Annotated in this window: 22 protein-coding genes and 1 pseudogene; 12 read left to right on the forward strand and 11 right to left on the reverse strand. The window is 70.7% G+C overall.

Annotation, left to right across the window (positions count from 1 at the left end):
• Positions 1–93: 93 nt before the first annotated feature.
• Positions 94–4,542, forward strand: coding sequence for a HAMP domain-containing protein (locus tag FM051_RS34570; protein ID WP_158850846.1), 4,449 nt, complete (start codon positions 94–96; stop codon positions 4,540–4,542).
• Between the two features lie 75 nt (positions 4,543–4,617).
• On the opposite strand, the gene FM051_RS34575 is transcribed toward FM051_RS34570, so the two are convergent.
• Together FM051_RS34575 and FM051_RS34580 are read right to left on the reverse strand one after the other, a co-directional pair.
• Positions 4,618–5,187, reverse strand: a complete 570-nt coding sequence (locus FM051_RS34575) for an aminoglycoside phosphotransferase family protein (RefSeq protein ID WP_158850848.1) — start codon at positions 5,185–5,187, stop codon at positions 4,618–4,620.
• Complete coding sequence (locus FM051_RS34580) at positions 5,184–5,516, reverse strand: STAS domain-containing protein (RefSeq protein ID WP_158850850.1); 333 nt, start codon at positions 5,514–5,516, stop codon at positions 5,184–5,186. The genes FM051_RS34575 and FM051_RS34580 overlap by 4 nt, the downstream gene beginning before the upstream one ends.
• A gap of 214 nt (positions 5,517–5,730) precedes the next feature.
• Between FM051_RS34580 and FM051_RS34585 the strand changes: the two genes are divergently transcribed.
• On the forward strand, positions 5,731–6,117 hold the full coding sequence (locus FM051_RS34585; RefSeq protein WP_158850852.1) for an ATP-binding protein: 387 nt from the start codon (positions 5,731–5,733) through the stop codon (positions 6,115–6,117).
• A gap of 128 nt (positions 6,118–6,245) precedes the next feature.
• The gene (locus FM051_RS34590; RefSeq protein ID WP_158850854.1) at positions 6,246–6,473 is read left to right on the forward strand and encodes a hypothetical protein; all 228 of its coding nucleotides are present in this window, start codon (positions 6,246–6,248) and stop codon (positions 6,471–6,473) included.
• Between the two features lie 70 nt (positions 6,474–6,543).
• Here the strand turns inward: FM051_RS34590 and FM051_RS34595 are convergent, their stop codons facing one another.
• Positions 6,544–6,744 (reverse strand): antitoxin, encoded by a 201-nt coding sequence (locus FM051_RS34595; RefSeq protein ID WP_158850856.1) that lies wholly within the window; start codon positions 6,742–6,744, stop codon positions 6,544–6,546.
• A gap of 539 nt (positions 6,745–7,283) precedes the next feature.
• Here FM051_RS34595 and FM051_RS54130 point away from each other — a divergent pair.
• Positions 7,284–7,397: pseudogene (locus tag FM051_RS54130) on the forward strand (asparagine synthase-related protein); the annotation flags it as partial.
• A 346-nt stretch (positions 7,398–7,743) separates the two neighbouring features.
• On the opposite strand, the gene FM051_RS34605 reads toward FM051_RS54130, so the two are convergent.
• Together FM051_RS34605 and FM051_RS34610 are read right to left on the reverse strand one after the other, a co-directional pair.
• The gene (locus tag FM051_RS34605; protein WP_158850858.1) at positions 7,744–7,947 is read right to left on the reverse strand and encodes a cold-shock protein; all 204 of its coding nucleotides are present in this window, start codon (positions 7,945–7,947) and stop codon (positions 7,744–7,746) included.
• Complete coding sequence (locus FM051_RS34610; protein ID WP_158850860.1) at positions 7,944–8,216, reverse strand: hypothetical protein; 273 nt, start codon at positions 8,214–8,216, stop codon at positions 7,944–7,946. Before FM051_RS34610 ends, FM051_RS34605 begins: the two co-directional genes overlap by 4 nt.
• Positions 8,217–8,535: 319 nt before the next feature.
• Here FM051_RS34610 and FM051_RS34615 point away from each other — a divergent pair, with 319 nt between their 5' ends.
• Positions 8,536–8,763: a hypothetical protein gene (locus FM051_RS34615; RefSeq protein WP_158850862.1), complete on the forward strand. Its 228-nt coding sequence runs from the start codon at positions 8,536–8,538 to the stop codon at positions 8,761–8,763.
• Between the two features lie 122 nt (positions 8,764–8,885).
• The gene (locus FM051_RS34620; protein WP_158851081.1) at positions 8,886–9,725 is read left to right on the forward strand and encodes a peptidoglycan-binding domain-containing protein; all 840 of its coding nucleotides are present in this window, start codon (positions 8,886–8,888) and stop codon (positions 9,723–9,725) included.
• A gap of 75 nt (positions 9,726–9,800) precedes the next feature.
• Here the strand turns inward: FM051_RS34620 and FM051_RS34625 are convergent, their stop codons facing one another.
• Positions 9,801–10,712 carry an EamA family transporter gene (locus FM051_RS34625; protein WP_238412869.1) on the reverse strand — a complete coding sequence of 304 codons (912 nt, stop codon included), beginning with the start codon at positions 10,710–10,712 and terminating at the stop codon, positions 9,801–9,803.
• 69 nt (positions 10,713–10,781) lie between these two features.
• Here FM051_RS34625 and FM051_RS34630 point away from each other — a divergent pair, with 69 nt between their 5' ends.
• On the forward strand, positions 10,782–11,732 hold the full coding sequence (locus FM051_RS34630; RefSeq protein WP_158850864.1) for a LysR family transcriptional regulator: 951 nt from the start codon (positions 10,782–10,784) through the stop codon (positions 11,730–11,732).
• 88 nt (positions 11,733–11,820) lie between these two features.
• Positions 11,821–12,792, forward strand: coding sequence for a pirin family protein (locus tag FM051_RS34635; protein WP_158850866.1), 972 nt, complete (start codon positions 11,821–11,823; stop codon positions 12,790–12,792).
• 113 nt (positions 12,793–12,905) lie between these two features.
• On the opposite strand, the gene FM051_RS34640 is transcribed toward FM051_RS34635, so the two are convergent.
• Both FM051_RS34640 and FM051_RS34645 read right to left on the reverse strand, forming a co-directional pair.
• Positions 12,906–13,820 (reverse strand): aminoglycoside phosphotransferase family protein, encoded by a 915-nt coding sequence (locus FM051_RS34640; RefSeq protein WP_158850868.1) that lies wholly within the window; start codon positions 13,818–13,820, stop codon positions 12,906–12,908.
• Complete coding sequence (locus FM051_RS34645; protein ID WP_158850870.1) at positions 13,817–14,149, reverse strand: YnfA family protein; 333 nt, start codon at positions 14,147–14,149, stop codon at positions 13,817–13,819. Before FM051_RS34645 ends, FM051_RS34640 begins: the two co-directional genes overlap by 4 nt.
• Positions 14,150–14,248: 99 nt before the next feature.
• On the opposite strand from FM051_RS34645, the gene FM051_RS34650 reads away from it, so the two are divergent.
• The 3 genes from FM051_RS34650 to FM051_RS34660 are packed head-to-tail and all read left to right on the forward strand — an operon-like array spanning position 14,249 to position 16,351.
• Positions 14,249–15,058 (forward strand): class I SAM-dependent methyltransferase, encoded by an 810-nt coding sequence (locus FM051_RS34650; RefSeq protein ID WP_158850872.1) that lies wholly within the window; start codon positions 14,249–14,251, stop codon positions 15,056–15,058.
• Between the two features lie 2 nt (positions 15,059–15,060).
• Complete coding sequence (locus FM051_RS34655; RefSeq protein ID WP_158850874.1) at positions 15,061–15,762, forward strand: saccharopine dehydrogenase NADP-binding domain-containing protein; 702 nt, start codon at positions 15,061–15,063, stop codon at positions 15,760–15,762.
• Complete coding sequence (locus FM051_RS34660; protein WP_158850876.1) at positions 15,731–16,351, forward strand: TetR/AcrR family transcriptional regulator; 621 nt, start codon at positions 15,731–15,733, stop codon at positions 16,349–16,351. The genes FM051_RS34655 and FM051_RS34660 overlap by 32 nt, the downstream gene beginning before the upstream one ends.
• Positions 16,352–16,697: 346 nt before the next feature.
• Here the strand turns inward: FM051_RS34660 and FM051_RS34665 are convergent, their stop codons facing one another.
• The gene (locus FM051_RS34665; protein ID WP_158850878.1) at positions 16,698–16,859 is read right to left on the reverse strand and encodes a hypothetical protein; all 162 of its coding nucleotides are present in this window, start codon (positions 16,857–16,859) and stop codon (positions 16,698–16,700) included.
• 41 nt (positions 16,860–16,900) lie between these two features.
• On the reverse strand, positions 16,901–17,668 hold the full coding sequence (locus FM051_RS34670) for a F0F1 ATP synthase subunit A (protein WP_158850880.1): 768 nt from the start codon (positions 17,666–17,668) through the stop codon (positions 16,901–16,903).
• Between the two features lie 93 nt (positions 17,669–17,761).
• Here FM051_RS34670 and FM051_RS34675 point away from each other — a divergent pair, with 93 nt between their 5' ends.
• A complete protein-coding gene (locus tag FM051_RS34675) occupies positions 17,762–18,424 on the forward strand; it encodes a hypothetical protein (protein WP_158850882.1) in 663 nt (220 codons plus the stop codon).
• On the opposite strand, the gene FM051_RS34680 is transcribed toward FM051_RS34675, so the two are convergent.
• A complete protein-coding gene (locus FM051_RS34680) occupies positions 18,414–19,484 on the reverse strand; it encodes an acetate/propionate family kinase (protein WP_158850884.1) in 1,071 nt (356 codons plus the stop codon). The genes FM051_RS34675 and FM051_RS34680 overlap by 11 nt on opposite strands.

Genomic DNA, 19,484 nt, shown 5'->3' on the forward strand with positions numbered 1-19,484 from the left:
CGGCTCCTGTGTGTCGGGTCGACCCAACCTATCGGACAAGTTGCCTCCAACAGTGGCAGGCTTGGCACAGTTGCGCTGACATCGGAGGCTCGTGTGACGACCGCCCAGGACGACACGGACGTGACCCTGGCCCGACTGCTGACCGCGATGCGGGAGATGAGGGACGGCAACTTCCGCCGTCGCCTGGTCGTGCCGCGCGACGGTGTGACGGCCGAGCTGGCCGAGGTGTTCAACGAGATCGCGGAGCGCAACCAGTGGCTGGTGGGCGAGCTGGCGCGGGTGCACCAGTCGGTCGGTCAGGAGGGCAGGCTGGGCGAACGCCTGCCGCCCAGCACCGGCACCGGCGGCTGGCAGCTGGCCGCGAACTCGGTGAACGGCCTGATCGACGACCTGACCCGGCCGACCGCCGAGCTGAGCCGCGTGCTCGCCGCGGTCGCGGAGGGCGACCTGTCGCAGGAGATCGTGGTGGACGCCCGCGGTGAGGTCGCCGCGCTGGTGGAGAGCTTCAACTCGATGACGGCGACGCTGCGGACGTTCGCGGGCGAGGTCACCCGGGTGGCGCGGGAGATCGGCACGGACGGTCGGCTGGGCGGCGTGGCGGTCGTGCCGGGTGTGGCGGGCACCTGGAAGGACCTCACCGATTCGGTGAACTTCATGTCCGACAACCTGACCAAGCAGGTCCGCGACATCGCGCAGGTGGCGACGGCCGTGGCGCAGGGCGACCTGTCGCAGAAGATCACCGTCACGGTGGCGGGCGAGATGCTGGAGCTGAAGGACACCGTCAACACGATGGTCGACCAGCTGTCGTCGTTCGCCGACGAGGTCACGCGCGTCGCACGCGAGGTGGGTACTGACGGACGGCTGGGTGGCCAGGCGCAGGTGCCCGGCGTCGCGGGAACGTGGCGTGACCTCACGGACAACGTGAACTTCATGGCGAACAACCTGACGTCGCAGGTCCGCAACATCGCGCAGGTGGCGACGGCGGTCGCGCAGGGCGACCTGTCGCAGAAGATCACCGTGGATGCGCGTGGTGAGATCTTGGAGCTGAAGTCGACCATCAACACGATGGTCGACCAGCTGTCGTCGTTCGCCGACGAGGTCACGCGCGTCGCACGCGAGGTGGGTACTGACGGACGGCTGGGCGGCCAGGCCCAAGTGCCGGGCGTCGCGGGAACGTGGCGAGATCTGACCCTGTCGGTCAACTTCATGGCGGGCAACCTCACGTCGCAGGTCCGCAACATCGCGCAGGTCACCACGGCGGTCGCGCAGGGCGACCTGTCGCAGAAGATCGACGTGGACGCGCGCGGCGAGATCTTGCAGCTCAAGACCACGATCAACACGATGGTCGACCAGTTGTCGTCGTTCGCGGCCGAGGTCACGCGCGTCGCGCGAGAAGTCGGCAGTGACGGGCGGCTGGGTGGTCAGGCCCAGGTGCCGGGCGTCGCGGGAACGTGGCGCGACCTGACTGATTCCGTGAACTTCATGGCGGGCAACCTGACCTCGCAGGTCCGCAACATCGCGCAGGTCGCGACGGCGGTCGCGCGGGGCGACCTGTCGCAGAAGATCACGGTCAACGCGCGGGGCGAGATCCTGGAGTTGAAGGACACCATCAACACGATGGTCGACCAGCTGTCGTCGTTCGCCGACGAGGTCACACGCGTCGCGCGCGAGGTGGGTACTGACGGACGGCTGGGTGGCCAGGCCCAAGTGCCGGGCGTCGCGGGAACGTGGCGAGATCTGACTGACTCGGTCAACTTCATGGCGAACAACCTCACCGCGCAGGTGCGGTCGATCGCGCAGGTCACTACGGCGGTCGCGGGCGGCGACCTGTCGCAGAAGATCACAGTCGATGCGCGTGGTGAGATCCTGGAGCTGAAGTCGACCATCAACACGATGGTCGACCAGCTGTCGTCGTTCGCCGACGAGGTCACGCGTGTCGCGCGTGAGGTGGGTACTGACGGGCGGCTGGGTGGTCAAGCGCGCGTGCCGGGTGTCGCGGGCACGTGGAAGGACCTGACGGACAACGTCAACGTCATGGCCGACAACCTGTCCACGCAGGTGCGGTCGATCGCGGCGGTGGCCACGGCGGTCGCGGGCGGTGACCTGTCCAAGAAGATCCTGGTCGACGCCAAGGGCGAGGTCGCGGCGCTCGCGGACACCATCAACGGCATGGTGGACACGCTGCGCGCGTTCGCCGACGAGGTCACCCGCGTGTCCCGCGAGGTCGGCACCGAGGGCATCCTCGGTGGTCAGGCGCGCGTGCCGAACGTGGCGGGCACGTGGAAGGACCTCACCGAGAACGTCAACTTCATGGCGAACAACCTGACCTCGCAGGTCCGCAACATCGCCCAGGTGACGACGGCGGTGGCGCTCGGCGACCTGTCGAAGAAGATCGACGTCGACGCGCGCGGCGAGATCCTGGAGCTGAAGACCACGATCAACACGATGGTCGACCAGCTGTCGTCGTTCGCCGACGAGGTCACGCGTGTCGCGCGCGAGGTCGGCACCGAGGGCAAGCTGGGCGGTCAGGCCGAGGTGGAGGGTGTCTCGGGCACCTGGAAGCGGCTGACCGAGAACGTGAACGAGCTGGCCGGGAACCTGACCCGGCAGGTGCGCGCGATCGCCGTGGTGGCCACCGCCGTGACGGCGGGCGACCTGACCCGGCAGATCACCGTGGAGGCGTCCGGCGAGGTCGCCGAGCTCAAGGACAACATCAACCGGATGATCGGCAACCTGAGGGCGTCCACCCGCGCCAACCAGGAGCAGGACTGGCTGAAGACGAACCTGGCCAGGCTGTCCGGTCAGATGCAGGGCCACCGGGACCTCAACGCCATGGCGTCGCTGGTGATCAGCGAGCTGACGCCGCTGGTGTCGGCGCAGCACGGGGCGTTCTTCCTGGTGGATCCCGAGTCCAACGCCTTGGACTTGACCGCGTCGTACGGGTACGTGCCGCGCGGCGGGCGGCCCAGGCGGTTCATGCGCGGTGAGTCGCTGGTCGGGCAGGTCGCGGTGGAGAAGAAGACGGTGCTGGTCACCGACGTGCCGCCGGGGTACATCGAGATCGGTTCCGGGCTCGGCTCCGCGCCGCCCGCGAATTTGGTGATCCTGCCGATCGTGTTCCAGGGCGAGACGCTGGGCGTGATCGAGCTGGGGTCGTTCGGGGAGTTCACCGAGGTGCACCTGGACCTGTTGGACCAGCTCAAGGAGAACATCGGCGTCAACCTGAACACGATGCTCGCCAACGCGCGGACGGACAGCCTGCTGGTGGAGTCGCAGCGGCTGACCGAGGAGCTGCGGGCCGGTTCGGTCGAGCTGGAGGCGCGGGCCCGGCAGCTGTCGTCGGCGTCGAAGTACAAGTCGGAGTTCATGGCGAACATGTCGCACGAGTTGCGCACGCCGTTGAACAGCCTGCTGATCCTGGCGAAGTTGTTGGCGGACAACCTGGACGGCAACCTGAACCCGAAGCAGGTGGAGTTCGCGAAGACCATCCACTCGTCGGGAACCGATCTGCTGCAGCTGATCGACGACATCCTGGACCTGACCAAGGTCGAGGCCGGGCACATGCAGGTGCAGACGGACCCGGTGCGGGTGTCCGACGTGGTCGGGTACGTCGAGGCGATGACCATGCCGTTGGCGGCGGAGAAGGGGTTGGCGTTCGAGGTCGTCGTGGAGCCCGACGTCCCGTCCACGCTGCACACCGACGAGCACCGGTTGCAGCAGATCCTGCGGAACCTGCTGTCGAACGCGGTGAAGTTCACCCACGACGGCGAGATCAAGCTGCGGATCCGGGTGGTCGAGGGCTCGGTGGCGTTCGACGTGCAGGACACCGGTATCGGCATCCCGTCGGACAAGCTGTCGGTGATCTTCGAGGCGTTCCAGCAGGCGGACGGCACGACGTCGCGCAAGTACGGCGGTACCGGGTTGGGTCTGTCGATCAGCCGGGAGTTGGCGACGTTGCTGGACGGGCGGCTGGACGTCCGGTCCGAGCCGGGGGTCGGGTCGACGTTCACGCTGTACCTGCCGTTGAGCGAGCAGGGTTTGGTGCCGCCGGTCGTGGTGGAGCCGGAGGCGTTGCCGGAGTTGCTGACGCCCGCCGACTCGGCGCCGCAGTCGTTGGTCGCGCCGTCCGAGCTGCCGCCCGCGCCCATGCGGTTCCACGGCGAGAAGGTGCTGATCGTCGATGACGACTTGCGGAACGTGTTCGCGTTGACGTCGGTGTTGGAGTTGCACGGGTTGCAGGTGATCTACGCGGACAACGGGATCACCGGTGTGCGGGCGTTGGAGCAGTACGACGACGTGACGCTGGTGTTGATGGACATCATGATGCCGGAGTTGGACGGCAACGCGACGATGGCGGCGATCCGGGCGATGTCGCGGTACGCCGATCTGCCGGTGATCGCGGTGACGGCCAAGGCCATGAAGGGGGACCGGGAGAAGTCGCTGGCCTCCGGGGCTACGGATTACGTGACCAAGCCGGTGGACACCGAGCACCTGCTTCGGTTGATCGCGTTCTACCTGGGGGTTGAGCACGAGCAGGAGTGATCTGGGCGGCTGGGTCTTGTCCGGCTCGATTTGACATGGGGCCCTTACGGGCACCGGAGGCAGGCTCCGACCAGCCTATGGCACCCGAACCCATGTCAAATCGAGCCTCGTCGGCCCCCGCCGGTCCGTCGTGGTCCTGTGGGACTGGTGGCCACCCCGGCTGGCGGCGGGTCCGTAGTCGACGGCGCGGAAGACGACCCAGTTCCTGGCGTGGTCGCGGGTCAGGTCGGCGGTGGACCGGGCGGTCGGTGGTGCGGGCACGGCCAGTCGCCGGGCGATCACGCCGAGCACCGCCATCGCCTCGTCGGACGGCAGGTCGAGCGCGGTGCGGTGCATGTCGAGGCGTTCGAGGAGCATCGCGCCGGCGGCTGGATCGGCGTCGACCAGCAGCACGGTCCCCCGGCCCCGCCAGAAGGTCAGCGCCTCTACGTGCGCGGTCACGTCCTCGGTCGGCGCGTTCATCCGCAGCACCAGGGGCGTGCCGTCCCGCGTCACCGGGATCGCCAGCGCGTGGGAACCGTGCGCTGCCGGGCCGTCCGGGCGGAGGTCCCAGGTCGCCAGCCGGTCCTCGATCGCCGCAGGCAGTGCCGCCAACCACGCCTGGTCACGTGGGATGGGCGAGTTCCGGAAGCTCTCGGGGATCACGCCGCGGGCGCGATGGCCGACTCGACGGTGTCGTGGATGTGCATGACCTCGGTCAGCTCCGTCAGCCGGAACAGCTTGTGCACCGACGGTTGCAGGGACGCCATCCGGAACTCGCCGCCCGCACCGTCCAGCCGGCGGTGCCAGTCGAGCATCAACGACAGACCCGTGGTGTCCATGAACGGCACGCCGCTCAAATCCACCACCACCAGGTCGCCCGTGCTCTCCTCGAGGCGGTCGGACAGCACGGGAACGGTGTCCGCGTCCAGTTCGCCCGACACCGCGACGACCGTCCAGCCGCCCCGCACCTCACTGCGCACCTGCAACTCCATGGTGCCCGAGCCTAGGCCACCGGACACGTCTCATGCGGCCACCGCTCGCACGCCACGCCGCCGCCGGTCGCACCACAGCCGCTGGTCGCGGACAGACCCGCTGGTCACCGCCACGCCGCCGGTCGCGGCCAGAGTGCCGGTGGGCGCGGGCACTCGGTGCCCGGAGCGGAGGATGTGCGACGATGCGGTAACGGCCGATCAACGGGGAGCGGATGTGCGCAACGAGCCAGCGGCGCCGGTGGCCGTGACGCTGCCCGCCTCAGCGGGCTCATCGGCGCGTGCCAGGCGGGTGGTGGGTGACGCGGCGTCAGCCTGGGGGCTGTCGGCCGACGTCGCCGACGACGCTGCCCTGGTGGTGACCGAACTGGTGTCCAACGCGGTGGACCACGCGACCGGCCCGGTGGGGCTGACCGTGACGCCGACGGCGTCCGGCATGCGGATCGAGGTGTCCGACCGCTCGTCCGCGCTCCCCCAGCCCAGACCGGTGCAGGTCGACTCCGCGCGCGGGCGCGGGCTGATCATCGTGGCGGCGCTGAGCCGGACGTGGGGCTCCGAGCCGAGGTCCGACGGCAAGGTCGTGTGGGCCGAGCTCGACGGCTAGCCGGCACCGGGGTTTGAACGTCCTGCCTCTCAAGGCATGCGTGCGCCCGAGCGGGGGACGTCCGGGTGGATCGCGTTCAGGACGTGGAAAACGGGTATCCCCTGGGCGTCTACTAGTGAGGAGGTCACGTGTCCACGACCGAAACCGGTCAGGTGACCGGTACCCAGGACAAGGACTACAACATCATCTGGTTCGTCGAAGCGTGCCTGAGCAACGCGCTGCGGCTGGAGAACTACATCGCCGACGCCGAGCGCGCGGGCGACAGCGAGTTGGCGGACTTCTTCCGCCGCGCCCAGGGCGAGAGCCGCAAGGGCGCCGAACAGGGCAAGCAGCTGCTCGCGTCGCGCCTCGCGTAGGACACCGCGGCCGTTGAGCAGGACGCGGAAAGGCCGCCCTCGACCGGAGGGCGGCCCTTGGTCTGAGGGCTTACTGCTGCTCGCGGAATCGGTCCAGACCCTCCTTGGCCTTGTCCGTCCCCTTCTGGATGTGCTCGGAGTGCTTGCCGCCGGTCCGTTCGTCGGCGAGCTTGCCGGCCTGGTCGATGCCTTCGTCCGCCTTGTCGCCGTGCTGGCCGAGGGCGTCCTTGGCCTTGTTCTTCAGTTCGTCGAACTTGTCGCCAATGCCCATCTGCGCTCGAACCTCCTCCGGGTGTCCCTCGTGGACACTCCACAGAAGGGGGTACCCGGCGTCCGGTGGGGTCGATGCGCGCTGAGGGACAACTCACCCGGTCGAGTTAGGTCGCTCGGTGTCGTCGTCCTCCACCAGGTCGTGCAACCGCCGCACGCGGCTCGTCAGGAGCACGACGGGAGCGAACCGAGCGGGAACGCGCTCCACGAGGCGAACCGGACCACCGCGCCGTCACGGGCGCCGGTGCCGCGCCCGCCAGGCTCCCGGCGCCGTCGGCGGCCCGTACTCCCGAGCGAGTTGATGGCCGTGGCGGCCCACCCGCTCGTCCGAGGACTGTCCCCGCCCGACTTCACGACCGTCCAATTGCGACACTTGCACCGGTACCTCCGGTTCACCGTCGAGTTGGAGACCAGGTACGTGAACCCGGTGGCACTGGCGCTCGCGTCGCACGGCTACGGCTTGAACCTGCCGGCGGCGATCAGCAGTACAACTGCCGGCACGAGGACCGCAACGCGGCCGGCAGCGGCGTCGAGGCGCGGGTGCCGTTCCTGGACCGGCGGCTGGTCGACCTGTCCACCAGCGTGCCGGTGTCGATGCGGGAGGAGCTGCTGTGGGACAAGCGGATGGCCCGCGAGGCGGTGGACGACGTGCTGCCGGACTCGGTGGTGCGACGGGAGAAGAAGCCGTTCTTCAACGGCCGCACCGCGCACTTCGCCCACCGGCTCGTGGTCGACGTGCCGTGCCGGGACGGGGTGGCGCTGGTGGACGAGGCGCTGTGCGACCGGATCGGCGTGGACGCCGACGAGGTGCCGGCGAAGTTCCGGGGCATGGCGGACGCCGATGTGGTGGAACGGGCCGAGCCGCTGCCCGACGCGCAGGACCGCGCCGACTGCCCGGACGGCGTCGTCACGGGCAAGTCGGAGGTCGAACCGCGGCACTGCGAAGACCCGGTGCGCGCGACGGTGAGGTCACCGTCGGGCGCCGTGGCCGGTCAAACCGTCAGACCAGCTGGACCGAAGTGGCCTGCGGGCCCTTGGCGCTCTCACCGATCTCGAACCGGACCGCCTGGTTGTCGGCCAGGCCGTTGTGGCCGTAGTCCTGGATCTGCGTGTGGTGCACGAAGAGATCGGCGCCGCCACCCTCGGGGGTGATGAAGCCGAAGCCCTTGGCGCCGCTGAACCACTTGATGGTCCCCTGGGTCATTCGCGTGCTCCTGCCTGGTAGGACGCGCCCGGCGCGTCCTGGTACGAGTAATCGGGCACGCGGTGCTCGGGTGCGCGCTGGTCCTGCGCCCGCTCGTTCTGCGTGCGGACCGGCGCGTCATCGGACGGCGGGTCGGGCAGGCCGAGCATGAGCAGCAACTCGCGGCAGTCGTTCGCGTCGACCGAGTTGTCCGCGACGGTGCGGGCGGCCTGGCTGCGCTGGACGGTCTCGGCCCTGTCGGCCGCGGCGCGCGCGTCGGCGAAACCCACCGCGGCACCCTGTGATCGGCCAGGTCTGGTCTGCGTCATGAAGACCCCGTCTCCCCTGCCGGCAGGGCCGTACCACGCCGACGGCGGACATCGTCCCGCGCGCCGGAGTCGTGGTCGTTCGGTCCGGCGTACCCGCGGGCCATGGGGGTAGAAGATGTGGTGAACGGATGGTCCGGCGACAAGCCGGTGCTCCCGTCCCCGGCCCCGAAGTACGGCCGGACTGGATCGGGGACCGCGCCGACCGAATGCCGACAGCTCGTGCCCCAACCCGTAGCACTGTACTCCACCAGCACGTCCTCACACGAAGTACGGTTCCGCTATGTCTGAAAACGCGGATGGCCCGGTACTCGCACCCACGCTCGCCGGGTGGCTCAAAGCACGCGAGGAGACCGCTCAGCACCTGGCCGGGGCGAGCCCGCCCATCGACGCGGCGTGGGTGCAGCGGCTGGCCGACCTGCTGGCCACCGAGCGGTCGTGGCAGGACCAGTACACCGATCTGATCGCCCTGGGCAGCGCCGGCAAGCGGTTCCCGTCGTCGAACCGCTGAGGCGACGGTCAATCTCTAACCAACTGCAAGCGTCCGCAGTCAACTATTGCCAAGAACCGACCGTTCGCGCTTGACTGATTTCGATTTCAGTCCAGCGTCGACCGGAGGTGGATGTGATCAGCATCAGAGGCGCCGCAGTGGCCGCTGTCGTGATCGGGTGGATCGGCCTGGCGGTCCCCGCCGGCGCCGTGTCCCAGGCGGCGCCGCAGGTCGTGGCCCTGCCGACGGTCGACATGGAAACCGTGCTGAAGGCCGCGCAGATCGATCCCCGCCGGGCCGACTCGGCGATCACGCCGGGCAGCGGCCCCAGCGTCCTGCTGGTCGAACGGGCGCTCGTCGCGAAGGGCCTGTTGACCTCGTCCCTCGCGGACGGGCACTTCGGCACCAGCACCATCAGCGCCTACGCGGCGTACCAGCGGTCCCTCGGCTACACCGGGCTCGACGCCTCCGGAATGCCCGGACCCACCTCGCTGCGACAGCTGGGCGAGACGACCTACACGGTCACCCGTCCGGTCTCGGCGGGGAGCAAGGTCACCTACCACGGCAAGCTGATGAACACCCGGACCAAGGCCATGCTGGTCGAGGCCGAGCGGCTGCTGGGCGTGTCGTTGGGCGTGACCCAGGGCTCCTACAACCCCGGTGGCGTGGCCGGATCGGCGGGCACCCACGACGGCGGCGGCGCGTTGGACATCTCCGTGTCCGGCATGACGGCGGCCACGCGCACCAACGTGGCGAGGGTGATGCGGCAGGTCGGTTTCGCGGCCTGGGTCCGCACGCCGGCGCAGGGCGACTGGGGCTACCACATCCACGCCATCGCGCTCGCCGACCCGGACCTGTCCAGCGGCGCCCGGAACCAGGCGGGCGACTACTACCTCGGCTACAACGGGCTGGCCAACCGCGCACCCGACGACGGGCCCGCGGTCAGCCCGAAGCGGACGTGGGAGGAGTACCAGCGGCTCTAGGAGCTTGTCCGTCCGGTGGGTCACGGGTGGCCCACCGGACGCGCTCCGGTCCTGGCCCCGCCGTCGTGGCGAGGATCAGGATGCCGTCGCAGGTGAAGGCGTCGCCGCGGGTGCGGTGCTCTGGTTGACGAGGACGCTGACGGCGTTGGCGATGACGATGAGGGCGATGGCGAGCCAGTCGACCGCGCCCGGGGTCTCGCCGAGGAACACCGAGCCGATGGCCGCGGCGACCACCGGGTTGACGCTCATGAAGACGCCGAAGAAGTGGGCGGGAACGCGGCGGAGCGCGAGCAGGTCGGCGAGGAACGGAACGGCCGAGGACAGCAGTCCAGCGGCTGCCGCGCACGCGACCGCCGCCGGGGTCGGCGGGTGCGCGACGAGTGCGGCGATCCCGATCGGCACGTACACCAGCGCGGACAGCGCACCGGCGGCCGCCACGCCCTCGATGCCCGAGGTCCGCGCTCCGACGGTCCGGTTGAGCAGGATGTAACCCGCCCAGCACGCGGCGGCGAGCAGTCCCACGCCGATCCCGACGTAGTCCGTGGTCGGCTGGGGACGGGTCAGGACCACCACCCCGGCGGCGGCGAGCACCGCGCAGGCCAGGGTGGTCGGGCGGCGGGAGCCGGCCAGCGCCACGGCCAGCGGGCCGAGGAACTCCAGCGTCACCGCCGGCCCCAGGCCGAGGCGGTCGATCGCGGTGTAGAGCGACAGGTTCATCGTCGCGAACACCGCGGCGAGCGCCAGCACGGGCCACCACTGCCGCCGGGTGAACGACCGCAGCCGGGGCCGTCCGGCGACCAGCAGGACCACCCCGGCCACCCACTGCCGGATCGCCACCACACCGACCGGCCCGATCACCGGGAAGGCCAGGGCGCCGACGGCGGCGCCGGTCTGGTTCGCCAGCGCGCCGCCGAGCATCAGCGCGACACCGGCCGTGCGATCGCCTGCGGCCGGGGCGGCGGCCCGGCTTCGAGTCTTGGTGTCCACGCCCCGAACGATCCGCCGCCGTCAGCCATTCGCAAAATGCATCTTGTGCTGCAGCTATACGCTGGACGCATGGATGTGGAGCTGCGGCACCTCCGCTGCCTGATCGCGATCGTCGAGTCGGGCGGCTTCACCGACGCCGCCCTGGAGCTCGGCATCTCCCAGCCCGCGGTCTCGCGCACACTCGCCACCCTGGAGGACGTGCTCGGGGTCCGGTTGCTGCGCCGGACCAGCCGGGAGGTCGTGCTCACCCCCGCCGGAGTGCGCGTGCTGGCCCGCGCGCGGCGTGTGGTCGCGGAGGTCGAGGACCTGGCGCGCGAGGCGAAGACGGGCCACGGCCGGCTCCGCATCGGCCACGCGTGGGCGGCGATGGGCGAGCACACCCTCGAGTTCCAGCGCCGCTGGGCCGAACGGCGCCCCGACGTCTCGCTGCACCTGGTGCGCACCAACTCCCCGACGGGAGGCCTCGCCGAAGGCGCCTGCGACATGGCCGTCGTGCGGACGCCGTCCGACACCGCGTGGTCCGACACCGCTCCTGGCCGGTTCGACCTGAAGCGGTTCGACCGGGCCGTCGTCGGCCTGGAGTCGCGCTACTGCGCGCTGGCCGCCGACGACCCCATGGCCCGGCGCCGCCAGCTGCGTCTCGCCGACCTCAGCGGTCGCGTCCTCGCCGTCGACCCCCGCACCGGGACGACCACGCCCGAACTGTGGCCATCCGACAGCCGGCCTCGAGTGGAGGAAATCCACGACGTCGACGACTGGCTCGCCGTGATCGCCACCGGTCGCTGCGTCGGGGTCACCGCCGAGAGCACACTCGCCCAGTACCGACGCCCCGGCATCGTCTTCCGCCGCGTGCGCGACGCCCCGTCGATCCCGGTCTGGCTGATCTGGTGGCGCGACGACCCGCACCCGGCCACCCCGGACGTCGTCGGCCTGATCACCGAGTTGTACCGCGACCACGCCCCGACCCGCCGCGGCGCTGGTCCTTCCCCACCATCCGAACCATCCGATCGACCGAAGTGACGAACCGCCACCGGGAACGGCTCGGAACCTGGGGGTGGTCCCGCACGGACCCCTACGATGGCCTGATGGCCGTCCGAACGGGGTCGCGATGAGCAACGTGGAGACCCACCCCTCCGAGGTGATCTGCGAGAGCACGTCCGGTGTCGCGGCGGTCGAGGTGCTGGACCCGCGCGACGTCCCGCTGGGCGGGCCGCGGGCGATGTCGGTGCGGCGCACGTTGCCGCAGCGGACGCGGTCCCTGATCGGCGCGTGGTGCTTCGCCGACCACTACGGCCCGGACGACGTCTCGCTCAGCGGCGGGATGGACGTCGCGCCGCACCCGCACACCGGGCTGCAGACCGCGAGCTGGCTGTTCAGCGGCGAGATCGAGCACCGGGACAGCCTGGGCGTGCACGCGCTGGTGCGGCCGGGCGAGCTGAACCTGATGACCGCCGGGCACGGCATCTGCCACTCGGAGGTGTCGACCCCGGAGACGACCGTGCTGCACGGCGTGCAGCTGTGGATCGCGCTGCCCGACGCCCACCGGGACGCGCCGCGCGACTTCCAGCACTACGCGCCCGGTGTGGTGGCGTTGGACGGGGCGACGGTGCGGGTGTTCCTCGGCTCGGTCGCGGGCGAGACGTCGCCGGTGCGCACGTTCACGCCGTTGCTGGGCGCGGAACTCGTGCTCGAACCCGGCGCGCGGCTGGTGCTCGACGTCGACCCGGCGTTCGAGCACGGCGTGCTGGTGGACGTCGGCGCGGTGGAACTCGCGGGCACAGCGCTCGCGCGCGGCACGTTGGGTTACGTCGGTGTGGGTGCGGCCGAGCTGCACCTGGCCAACGTCGCCGACGTCCCGGCGCGGGTGGTCCTGCTCGGCGGCGAACCGCTAGGCGAGGACCTCGTGATGTGGTGGAACTTCGTCGGCCGCAGCCACGACGAGATCGTCACGTTCCGCGACCAGTGGCAGGCGGAGTCGGAGCGGTTCGGCCGGGTCGAGGGTTACCCCGGCGACCGCCTGCCCGCTCCCCCGCTGCCGATGGGCCGCCTCCGTCCGCGCGGCAACCCACCCGCCCGTTGAGTCCGATCAGGCGAGTCCGATCAGGCGAGTCCGACCAGGCGGGTCCGATCAGGCACACCGTGCCTCACACCCGCCAGGTCACGCCGTCACACCCCCGAGTCGGGCCGAGTGCCTCACACCTCGGGTTCCGGTCGGTGCAGCAGGACCGTGGCGATGGCGACCTGGACCGCGTTCAGCGCGGTTTCGCCGTCTTCGATGTCCCACAGCGCGTTCTGGAGCACGCGACCGAGCGTCCAGGCCGTGGCGCGGTCGCGGTCGAGGTCCAGCACGTCGGTGAGCAGGTCGAAGCGGCGCAGGACGGCGCGGGGGACGTCACCGGTGGCCACCACGTCGTCCCAGCGGTTGTCGAGGGCGGGCAGGAGGTCGAAACCCGGGTCGCCGGCCAGCGGTTCGGGGTCGATGGCCAGCCACGGTTCCCGGTCGCCGGCGAGGATGTTGTCGTAGTGCAGGTCCCAGTGCAGCAGGCGGTCGCCCGCGTCGTCCACGAGCTCTGCCACGGCGGACGCGCACGTGCGCAGCAGGCGTTGGTCGGCCGGGTCGCGCAACGCCGGGACGGCGCTCGGCACCTGGTCGAGCATGGCCGCGGCGATGTCGGTCAGCCGGCGCACGCCCGGCGGCGCGGGCACGGCGACCAGGCGGGCGAGCAGGTCGGCGAGGACGCGCATGGCGGCGGTGTCGTCGGCGACGGTGGACAGCGGACGGCTCGCGTCCAGCCGTTCCAGCAGCATGACGCCCGCCTCGTGGTCGAGCAGGCGGACCGCGCCGTTGCCATCCCACGTGCGCAGGCCGACGGGTGCGGCGGCGTTGTCCTCGGTGACGGGTTGCAGCTTGAGCACGGCGGGCGTGCCGTCCGCGCGCACCACCGGCAGCACGAGCGACGCCATGCCGTGCGCGGTGGGGCCGTCCGGCCGCAACGCCCAGCGTTCGAGGAAGTCGGCGGCCTGGGCGGGCAGCGCGGCGAGCCACGCCCGGCCGGACTCGGTGCGGTGGTACGAGGCGGTCAGCGCCTCCGGGACCTCGATCCTCACGGGCGCGGCGCGTACATGATCACGGCCACGCCGACGAGGCAGATCGCCGCGCCGACGTAGTCCCACCGGTCGGGCCGGAACTTGTCCACGATCACGCCCCAGGCGAGCGATCCGGCCACGAACACCCCGCCGTACGCGGCGAGGATGCGGCCGAAGTGGGCGTCGGGCTGCAACGTCGCCACGAACCCGTACAAGCCGAGCGACAGCACACCCGCGCCGATCCAGAGCAGACCCCGGTGCTCGCGCACGCCCTGCCAGACGAGCCACGCGCCACCGATCTCGGTGAGCGCGGCCAGCACGAACAACACCAGCGAGCGGACCACGGTCATGATCGCGACGATAGCCCGCTCACGGAATCACTTGACAAGACCCACCCTCGTTGCGAACGCTTGTTCATGAACACACGTTCACAACGAGGGGATCGCGCCGTGCCGAACATCCTCAACACCCACCAGGCCGAGGCGTGGAACGGGTACGAAGGCAGCCACTGGGCCGACAACCAGGCCCGCTACGACGCCGTGAACAGCGGTTTCAACGACATGCTGCGCACCGCCGCCGGTATCGGGCCGCACCACCGGGTGCTCGACGTCGGCTGCGGCAACGGGCAGGTCACCCGGCTGGCGGCCCGCCGCGCCGCACATGCGACCGGCGTCGACCTGTCCGGCCCGATGCTCGCCCGCGCACGGGCGTCCGCGGTGGAGGAAGGCCTCGGCAACGTCGTGTTCGAGCAGGGCGACGCGCAGGTCTTCCCGTTCCCGCCGCACACCTTCGACGTCGCGCTGAGCCGGTTCGGGATCATGTTCTTCGCCGACCCGGTCGCGGCGTTCTCCAACATCCGCAGCGCGCTGCGCCCCGGTGGACGGCTGGCGTTCCTGTCGATGCGCGACTTCGGCCACCTCGCCAACGTGCTCGCGGCGCTGGGCGACTGGCCGGCGTCCAGCGACTCCGGGCCGTTGTCGCTGTCCGACCCGGCCGTGATCGACCGCGTGCTCATCGGCGCGGGCTTCACCGACGTCGAGGCCGAGGCGGTGGAGGCGGACCAGGTGTGGGGCCGTGACGTCGCGGACGCGACGGACTTCATCATGGGCTGGGGCCCGGTGAAGTTCGCCCTGCGCGACGTCCCGCCGTCTACTGTGGACGAACTCCGGGGAGCCGTGGCGGAGGCGCTCACGCCCTACGCCGATGCCGACGCGGTGCGGCTGCGCGGTACCGCCCGGCTCGTGACGGCGACGGCCTGACGGTGGCGCGCATCGTCATCTTCGGCGGCTACGGCGCGGTGGGTCGCGAGGCGGCGGCCGTGCTGTCGCCGTCGCTGTCGCTGTCGCCGTCGCACGAGGTCGTGGTCGCGGGTCGCAACCCGGCCAAGGCGGTCCCGGGCACCACGACGTTGCGCGTGGACCTGCGCGACGACGCCGACGTGCAACGCGCCCTGGACGGCACCTACGCGGTGCTGATGTGCGCCGAAGTCGACAACGCCCGGATCGCGCGTGCCTGCCTGGAACGCGGCGTGCACTACGTCGACGTGACGGCGTCCCGCCGAACCGTCTCCGCCATCCAGGCACTGGACGGTGACGCGACCGCGCTGCTCAGCGTCGGCTTGGCGCCCGGCGTCACGAACCTGCTGGCCCGGCACGCCGTAGAGCTGACCGGCGCACGTGACGTCGAGATCGGCGTGCTGCTGGGCAGCGACGGGTTCGCGGTGACCGTGTCGGCGGGCGGGGTGACGTGCGCGTTCAGCGGACGCCGGCAGAGCCGGGCCACGAGTGTCGTGGCGGCGCTGTTGGTGAACCGACTACCCGCGCTGCCGAACGGCGTGTGGCACGTGGACCAGGTCGTCGACCCGGTCGAGTTCCTGACCGAGGCTGCCGGGCACGGCTTCCACCTCCACCTACCGCCTACGATGCAGCACGATGGCACCGCGACGAGCAGCAGCACTGCGTGACGGCGACGTGAGCCTGCGCGACCACCTGATCGCCGCGGCCACCCGCCTCATCGCCGAACGCGGCACCGCCGGGCTCACCGTCCGCGACATCGCCCGCGCGGCCGACGTGGCGGTCGGCGTGCTCTACAACCACTTCGCGGACAAGGAAGAACTGCTCGCGCTCGCCCTGCACGAGCACGTCCGCGCGGTGGAGCGGCGCATCGGGAAGCCGGCCACCGACGGCTCGCTAGCCGAGAACCTGCACGCCTTCGTCACGCACGCCCTGGCCGTGCACGCGGCGTTCCTGCCCGCGTTCGCCGGTCTGGTGGGGCAACCGGAGGTGTTCGCCCGGTTCGAGGCGTTGCCGAACCCGATGGCGGACGGACGCGGCCTGCACGCGGCGCTGGCCGAGTACCTGCGCACCGAGCAGGACCGGGGCCGGGTCGCGGCGGACACCGATCTCGACGCGGTCGCCACCCTGGTCATCGGCGCGTGCCACGAACTGGTCCTCCCCCGCCTCTACCGCGGCACGACCACGCCCGTGGAAGTGCCGCCGGGATACGTCGAGTCGCTGGTGAAAACCGTGCTGAACGGCATCACACCGCGCTAGGCACCCGGTTGTGCGGCCTCGCCGGAGGCCCGGCCGATCGCGGTCGACGGGCTGCCGCCGCCGGCCGGGCTGCTCCGCGCGCTGGGTGTGGCGAGCGAGCACATCCCGCCGGAACTCCAGGACCGGGCGCGGCTGTGGCGTGCGAACAGGGTCTCGCGGACGTTCCGCGGCTTCGGAGCGGCCCACAGCGTGGGCCGCGTGCTGGATGAGCTGGGCACCACCTACCGCGACCTGGGCCGGGACGACGCGGCGTCGTGCTGGGTTGAGGCGCTGCGGATCTTCGAGGCGCTACCGCCAGTGAGCGCTGAAGCCCTCGCCGACCACACCCGGCGGAATCTGACCGGCCCTATTCGACCTGGCTCTGCACCTCCGACCCCGTCAGGGTCCGGCTGACCACGAGCCGCAGAGCGTCCGCCAGTTGCTCCGCCGGGATCGCGGCGAGGTCGCCCAGCGGGATCGCGGTCACGTCGGGGACCTTCGCCTCGATGTCGGCGCGATGATCGGACATGGCGGCCTCCCCTGCTCGGAGGCCACCATCATGGCACCGGTTCAGTGGTGGGCGGCCAAGGCGCGGCCGATGAAGTGGGCGCTCAGGGTGGCGAAGATGTACGCCTGCAGCACCTGGATCAGCGCTTCCAGCATGGTGATCCCGATCGCCAGCGCGAAGCTGACCGCGGCCAGCGGTTTCAGCAGCGGATCGGCTTCGAGGAGCAGGAACTCGCCCCCGAGCACGAACACCATGACCAGCAGGTGGCCCGCGAACATCGCGGCGAACACCCGGATCGCCAGGTTCACCGGGTCGAAGAAGAACTTGAGGATCACCTCGGTGGGGATCAGCAGCAGCCACAGCACCGGTTTCGGCACGTCCGGGATGACGAACTGGTTGCGCAGGTAGCCGACGAGGCCGTGCCGCCGGATGCCGACGAAGTGGTAGAGCGGGAACACGATCAGCAGCGCGACCGCGGCGGGGAAGCCGATGTGCGCCATGGTCGGGAACTGCACCAGCGGCACGATCCCGAAGATGTTGTTCACCAGCACGAACGTGAACAGGGACACGATCAGCGGCACGTACGGCCGGAAGTCGTTGGCGCCGATCTGCTCACGGGCGATCGAGTTGCGGCCGAAGTCGTAGATCGACTCGGCGGCGAACTGCAGCCTGCCCGGCACCAGCTTGAGGTTGCGACTCGTGATCAGGAAGAACGCGGAGATGATCACCACCGACAGCACGACGAGGACCATTGGTTTGGTCACCCAGCCGAAGATCGCCGGCGGGAAGAAGTCCGCCGGACCCGGCGGCGTGAAGGTGTTGTCGGCCATGGGCGCCCCCGTCCAAGGTCTTGCGTTCGACCCTAGCGGAGCGCCGCGGTCGTGAACACTGTGTTTCCACAGGTGCGCGGGAGGGGAGTCGTCGTGGGGTTCTGGAAGTCACGCCCGGAGCCGGAGCCGTTCGTGGACCGGGCGCAGGCACGGCTCGCGTTCATGCTCGCGGAGTACAACACCATCCGCACCGAGCTGGTGGCGGCGGTGTCGACGCAGCAGACCGTGATGACGTACGGGTTGGCCGCGATCGCGGTGATCTACTCGGGTCTGCTGGCGTCGTGGTCGAACGTGCCCGTGCGGACCGGCATCCTGAGCCTGGCGCCGGTGTTGCTGGTCTTCCTGTGGTTCGTCTGGTTCGGCGAGGTGCAGCGGTTAGGGCGGGCGCGGTGGTTCCTGTGGGAGCTGGAGCAGAAGGTGAACGCGCTCCTCAAGCCCGACCAGGACGTGCCGTCCGGCTCGACGTTGCCCGCGTCCGACGTGCTGCACTGGGAGAGCTGGGTGCGCGGGCGGAATCGGTGGCGCACGAATGTGCACTCCCGCCCGGCCTACCACCTGGCCACCGGGCTGCTGTGCGGCACGGGGCTCGGTACCACGGTGTTGTCGGTGGTGTTGAGCCAGGTGTCGCGCCCGCCGGCCCCGTTGCAGGTGTTGGTGTTCGGCGGGGCGGCCGTGTTCTTGGCGATGCTCTGGTACGCGTGGTTCGCGTTCCGGCGCAACCCGTTCCTCGGCAACGGGAAGCCGATCACCGGCTGAGCGCCCGGCGGGTGCCGTGCGCGATCTCCAGGTCTTCGCGTGCGGTGACGACGAGGGTCCGGGCGGCGGCGTCCGGGCCGGTGATGTCGGTGTCGCCGTCGACGTGCTCGTTGCGGTCCGCGTCGACGGTGACGCCGAGGAAACCCAGGCGTTCGGCGGCACGTCGGCGGACGGTGGCGGACTTCTCGCCCACGCCGCCGGTGAACGCGAGGACGTCGAGGCCGCCGAGAGCTGCGGTCATGGCGGCGATGCCCGCCACCAGCCGGTGGGTGTAAACGTCCAGTGCCAGCACCGCGTCGGGGTCGCCTTCGGCCGCCTTGGCGTCGATCTCGCGCATGTCGCCGGTGCCGGCCAGGGCGGTGAGGCCGGAGCGCTTCTCCAGCACGGTGGCGACCTCGTGCGGTGGCAGGTTCTCGTGCTCCTCCAGCCACAGCACCAGACCGGGGTCGACCGTGCCCGACCTGGTGGCCATGACCAGGCCTTCCAGCGGGGTGAAGCCCATGGTGGTGTCGATGCTGCGGCCGTCGGCGATCGCGGTCAGGGACGCGCCCGCGCCCAGGTGGCAGGTGACGAGCCGCAGGCCGGGCGACAGCAGTTCGGCCACGCGCCGCGCGCTGTAGGCGTGGGAGAGGCCGTGGAAGCCGTAGCGCCGGATGGCGTACCGGTCGCGCCACTCCTTCGGCACGGCGTAAGTGGTCGCCGCGGCGGGGATGGTGGTGTGGAACGCGGTGTCGAAGCACGCGACCGCCGGGACGTCCGGGAGCAGGTCGCCCACCGCGTCCAGCCCGGCCAACGATTTCGGCTGGTGCAGGGGCGCGAGGGCGGTCAGGTCGAACAGCGCCCGGCGGACGAGGTCGTCGACGACGACCGGGTCGGTGAACCGGGTGCCGCCGTGGACCACGCGGTGACCGACGGCGTCCGGCTTCGGCCAGTCCTCGAGCACGTCGCCGAGTTGCGCGGCGTCCGGTTCGACGTCGGCGGTGCGCTCCACCTCGTCGTCGGCCGCCAGCAGCCGCAGCTTCAGGCTGGACGAGCCCGCGTTGACGATCAGGACCCGCAC

Source organism: Saccharothrix deserti (genome assembly GCF_009769385.1).
Lineage (GTDB): Bacteria > Actinomycetota > Actinomycetes > Mycobacteriales > Pseudonocardiaceae > Actinosynnema > Actinosynnema deserti.

What these genes read in the sequence shown, in the direction of transcription:
- FM051_RS34580 (WP_158850850.1), bottom strand. Translation starts at nt 5,516, where the DNA reads ATGGAGTTGCAGGTGCGCAGTGAGGTGCGGGGCGGCTGGACGGTCGTC.
- FM051_RS34595 (WP_158850856.1), bottom strand. Translation starts at nt 6,744, where the DNA reads ATGGGCATTGGCGACAAGTTCGACGAACTGAAGAACAAGGCCAAGGAC.
- FM051_RS34605 (WP_158850858.1), bottom strand. Translation starts at nt 7,947, where the DNA reads ATGACCCAGGGGACCATCAAGTGGTTCAGCGGCGCCAAGGGCTTCGGC.
- FM051_RS34615 (WP_158850862.1), top strand. Translation starts at nt 8,536, where the DNA reads ATGTCTGAAAACGCGGATGGCCCGGTACTCGCACCCACGCTCGCCGGG.
- FM051_RS34630 (WP_158850864.1), top strand. Translation starts at nt 10,782, where the DNA reads ATGGATGTGGAGCTGCGGCACCTCCGCTGCCTGATCGCGATCGTCGAG.
- FM051_RS34635 (WP_158850866.1), top strand. Translation starts at nt 11,821, where the DNA reads ATGAGCAACGTGGAGACCCACCCCTCCGAGGTGATCTGCGAGAGCACG.
- FM051_RS34645 (WP_158850870.1), bottom strand. Translation starts at nt 14,149, where the DNA reads ATGACCGTGGTCCGCTCGCTGGTGTTGTTCGTGCTGGCCGCGCTCACC.
- FM051_RS34660 (WP_158850876.1), top strand. Translation starts at nt 15,731, where the DNA reads ATGGCACCGCGACGAGCAGCAGCACTGCGTGACGGCGACGTGAGCCTG.
- FM051_RS34665 (WP_158850878.1), bottom strand. Translation starts at nt 16,859, where the DNA reads ATGTCCGATCATCGCGCCGACATCGAGGCGAAGGTCCCCGACGTGACC.
- FM051_RS34670 (WP_158850880.1), bottom strand. Translation starts at nt 17,668, where the DNA reads ATGGCCGACAACACCTTCACGCCGCCGGGTCCGGCGGACTTCTTCCCG.